The organism is Streptomyces sp. NPDC028907 (genome assembly GCF_055564995.1).
This window is the reverse complement of the sequence record NZ_JBVHVE010000047.1, coordinates 1-4,829: the sequence shown is the minus strand read 5'-3', so window position 1 is coordinate 4,829 and position 4,829 is coordinate 1. Positions and strand designations below refer to the sequence as shown.

Here is a 4,829-nt window from a genome sequence, read left to right as displayed (position 1 = left end):
GGTCCATGTGGGGGGAGTGGAAGGCGTGGCTGACCCGCAGGGGGGTGACTTTGCGGCCCTGGTTCTTCCAGTGTTCGGCGATCTCTTGGACGGCTTGTGTCTCGCCGGAGATGACGGTGGAGGTAGGGCTGTTGACGGCGGCGATGGCGACATGGTGGCGGTGGCCATCGAGGGTGGCGTCGACCTCTGCTTCGATGGCTTGGATGGCGGTCATGGCGCCGTCTGGGGGGAGTTGTTGCATGAGGCGGGCGCGTGCGGCTACGAGGGTGGCGGCGTCGGGGAGGGTGAGGATGCCGGCTGCGTGGGCGGCGCTGATTTCGCCGATGGAGTGGCCGGTGAGGTAGTCGGCGTTCAGGCCCCAGTGCGTGAGTAGTCGGTGGAGTGCGGTCTGGAGGGCGAAGAGGGCGGGCTGGGTGTAGAGGGTCTCGTCCAGCAGAGCCGCGTCGGTGGTGCCGGGTGCGGCGAACATGATGTCGCGCAAGGGCCGTGGGAGGTGGGGGTCCAGTTCCGCCCATGCCTCGTCCAGGGCTTCGGCGAACACCGGCTGTGTCTCGTACAACTCCCGTCCGGTGCCAGGTCGTTGAGAGCCCTGGCCGGAGAAGAGGAAGGCGACTCCCGGCTGGTCGGCGGCGATGCCGCGGACGGCGTCGGCCGGGGACCGGCCCTCCGCCAGCAGCCGCAGCCCGTCCAGGAGTTCGGCCCGGTCGTCGCCGACGACGGCGGCCCGGTGCGCGAAGTGCGTACGAGCCGTCACGAGCGCGTGCCCGATCTCGGCCGCACCGACGGACGGTCCCGACTCGGAGACGGCCGTGTGCAGACGTGCCGCCTGGGCCCGGAGGGCCTCCTCGCCACGTCCTGAGACGAGCCAGAGCGACGGCATACGGCGAACGCCGCCGTCCCGGTCGGCGGGCGGCGCGGGTGTCGCGGGCACCGGATCCGGCGCCGCCTCGGGTGCCGGGGCCTGTTCCAGGATGACGTGTGCGTTGGTGCCGCTGATGCCGAAGGACGAGACACCCGCCCGACGCGGCCGTCCGGTCCCCGGCCAGGGAACGCTCTCGGTGAGCAGCGCGACCGCGCCCCGCTCCCAGTCCACGTGCGGGGTCGGCATGTCGACATGCAGCGTCCTGGGCAGGACCCCGTGCCGCATCGCCTCGACCATCTTGATGATGCCGGCGACCCCGGCCGCGTTCTGGGTGTGACCGATGTTCGACTTGATCGCGCCCAGGAGGAGGGGCCGGGCCGCCGGCCGGTCCTGGCCGTACGTGGCGAGCAGGGCCTCCGCCTCGATGGGGTCGCCCAGCTTCGTGCCGGTGCCGTGGGCCTCGACGGCGTCGACCTGGTCCGGGGCGAGCCGGGCGTTGGCCAGGGCGGCGCGGATGACGCGCTGTTGTGCGGGGCCGCTCGGCGCGGTCAGTCCGTTGCTGGCACCGTCCTGGTTGACCGCGCTGCCGCGGACCAGGGCCAGCACGGGATGGCCGTTGCGCTCCGCGTCCGACAGCCGCTCCAGCAGCAGCACTCCGACGCCCTCGGCCCACACCGTGCCGTCGGCAGCGGCTGCGAACGACTTGCAGCGCCCGTCCCGGGCCAGTCCGCGCTGCCTGCTGAACTCGACGAAGCCGGCGGGCGTCGCCATCACGGTCACGCCGCCCGCCAGAGCCAGGGCGCAGTCACCCCCGCGCAGGGCCTGCGCGGCCTGGTGTACGGCGACGAGCGAGGACGAACAGGCGGTGTCGAGACTGACCGCGGGCCCTTCCAGCCCGAGGACGTACGCGATACGGCCCGAGGCGATACTCAGGGACGCGTTGGCCATCAGCAGGCCCTCGGACTCCGCGGTGCGCGGGGCACGCAGCGACACGTACTCCTGCCCGGCGATGCCGGTGAACACTCCGGTGGGGGTGGAGTGGAGGGTGGTGGGGTCGATTCCGGCGCGTTCGACGGCTTCCCAGGCGGTTTCGAGCAGGAGTCGTTGCTGGGGGTCCATGGCGAGGGCTTCGCGTGGGCTGATGCCGAAGAACTCGGCGTCGAAGCCGTCGGCGTCGTGGAGGAAGCCGCCCTGGCGTACGTAGGTCCTGCCGGGGGTGTCGGGGTCGGGGTCGTAGAGGGTGTCGACGTCCCAGCCCCGGTTCGCGGGGAAGTCCGAGATCACGTCCCGGCCCTCCGCGACCACTCGCCACAGATCCTCCGGGGACCGGATGTCCCCGGGATACCGGCACGCCATACCGACGATGGCGATCGGCTCGGTGCCGGCGGCCTCGACGTCGTGCAGGCGGCGCTGCGTCTGCCGCAGATCGGCCATGACGCGCTTGAGATACGCCAGCAGTTTCTCTTCGTTGTCAGCCATTGCCGTGGGTCCCGTCGCCTGTCGGGGCCGAGCCGCCGTCGCCGTGCGGTGCCCGCCCCAGTTCCCGATCGATCAAGTCGAAGATCTCCTCGGCCGACGCCGAGTCGAACGCGCCCGCATCCGCCCCGGCGCCGACCCTGGCCGCCGGCTCGCCCGTGTGCTGGTGCGTCTCGCCGTCGGCCCGCAGTCGCCACGCCAGCCGTTCCAGCCGCTCCGCGAGCCGCTGCCGGTCCTCCGCCGCCGTGGCACCGTCGTCCAGCAGGCCGGGTACGGCGCGTTCCAGGGCGTCCAACTCCCGCTGCACCCGCGGAAACTCCGCCACGTCCGGGGGTGGGGCGAGCTCGGTGCGCAGGCGGGTGGCCAGGGCCAGCGGAGTGGGGTGGTCGAAGACCACACCGGCGGACAGCTTCAGACCCGTGTCCGCGTACACCCGGTTGCGCAGCTCCACCGACGTCAGCGAGTCGAAGCCGAGATCCTTGAACGCCCGGTCGGGCCCGATGGCGATCCCGGCGTCCTCCTCGTGGTGGAGGACCTCCTTCGCCGCGTCCCGGACCACACCGAGCAGAAGGTCCAGCTGCGCCTGCTCGGTGAGCGCGGCGAGCCGCTCCGTCAGGCCCGCGCGGACGGTCCCCGCGTCCCTGGCACCCACGGCACGCGCCGCACCCGACGCGGCATCGGACGGCTCCTCCCCGAGGGCACGACGCACTTCGGGCAGTTCGCTCAGCAGAGGGCTCGGCCGACCCGAGGTGAACCCCGGGACGAACCGCTCCCAGTCGATGTCGGCGACGGCGAGGAACGTCTCGTCGTCCTCGACGGCACGCACCATCACGGCGATGGCGTCCTCGGGAGCCATCGCCAGCACGCCCCGCCGGTCCATGTACTCCGCGACACCGTCCAGCGCCAGCATGCCGCCACCGCCCCACGCCCCCCAGGCGATCGATGTCGCCGTGCGGCCCCGGGCGCGCCGCTCGGCGGCGAACACATCGAGGAACGCGTTCCCCGCCGCGTACGCGCCGTTGCTCCCGCTGCCCCACACCGCCGCGTTGGACGAGAACGAGATGAACGCGTCCAGTGGCGTGTCACCCAGCGCGTCGTCCAGATGCAGGGCGCCGGCCACCTTGCCGGCCACCACATCCGCGAAGCCGTCCAGGGTCAGTTCATCGACCTTGCCGAACCGCTGCGCCACGCCCGCCGCGTGCACCACCGCCGTCAGCGGGCTGCTCGCGGGCACCGATTCGAGCAGACGGCCCACGTCCTCCCGGGACGCCATGTCGCACGCCACGACGGTCACCTTCACGCCGAGCGCGTTCAGCTCCGACTCCAGCTCGGCCGCGCCCGGCGCCTCGCCACCACGACGGCCGGCGAGCACCAGATGCTCAGCACCGGCACCCGCGCACCAGCGAGCCACATGGGCACCGATGCCACCCGTACCGCCCGTGATCAACACCGTGCCGCGCGGACGCCACACGCGACGTCCGACCGCACCGGCGGCCTCCGACGCGGCGCGCACCAGACGGCACGCCAACGCCCCGCCCGACCGCAACGCGACCTGGTCCTCACCGCTCGCACCCGAGAGGACACGGGCTAGCGCGACGGCCGACTCGTCGTCCACCTCCTCGGGCAGGTCCAGCAGACCTCCCCACCGCTCGGGCTGCTCAAGCGCGACAGAGCGCCCCAGACCCCACACCTGGGCCTGGCCAGGGCGGGCCGCGGGGTCGCCGTGCCCGGTCCGCACCGCGCCACGCGTCACCGTCCACAGCCTGCTGCTCCCGGGCCGGTCCGCCATGGCCTGGGCGAGCGCCAAGGTGGCGGCCACGCCTCGCGGCACCGCCGGGTGGGCCGGGTGCGGCGCGTCGTCGAGGGAGAGCAGCGACAGGACGCCACCGAGCTCGCCCGACTCGTCCGACCCGATACGCAGGTGATCGGCGAGCAGTCTCCGGTCCGCGTTCGCCGTGTCCACCGCGACGCGTTCGACGCGCGCGCCGTGCTCGGTCAGGGCACGCTCGGCCAGGGCCGTCCACGGGCTGCCCGAGCCGTTCGTGTCCTCGGCGGGGACCAGCAGCAACCAGGTCCCGGCCAGCCGCGGGCCGGGCTCCGGGCGCGACACCGACAACCGCCGCCACACCACGCGGTACATCCACCGGTCCGGGCCCGACGGCGCGGACCGCGCAGCATTCGGCCGGTCCGACTCGGCGTCCTCCAGCCAGTAACGCCGGTGCTGGAAGGCGTACGTGGGGAGGTCAGGTCGGTGTGTCGTGTGCGGCAGGACGGTGTGCCAGGTGGGCGGGTGGCCCTGGGTGTGGAGGGTCGTCACGGCTGTGGTGAGGGTGACTGGCTCGGGGTGATCCTGGCGGAGGGTCGAGGCGGTGGTGTGCGCCGTCGCGTCCTGGTCGAGGGTGGTGTGGATGTGGGGGGTGAGGGTGGGGTGGGGGCCGATTTCGAGGTAGGTGGTGGTGTGGTGGTTGTGGAGGGTGGTGAGGGTGTCGGT

At 72.9% G+C, this 4,829-nt stretch carries 2 protein-coding genes; both read right to left on the bottom strand.

Annotated elements, in window-relative coordinates:
- Positions 1-2,341, bottom strand: a 2,341-nt coding sequence (locus ACZ4UU_RS45055; protein ID WP_471909267.1) for a type I polyketide synthase, incomplete at its 3' end; no start/stop codon positions are given.
- On the bottom strand, positions 2,334-4,829 hold a 2,496-nt coding region (locus ACZ4UU_RS45050), incomplete at its 5' end, for a beta-ketoacyl reductase (protein ID WP_471909266.1). The genes ACZ4UU_RS45050 and ACZ4UU_RS45055, both read right to left, overlap by 8 nt.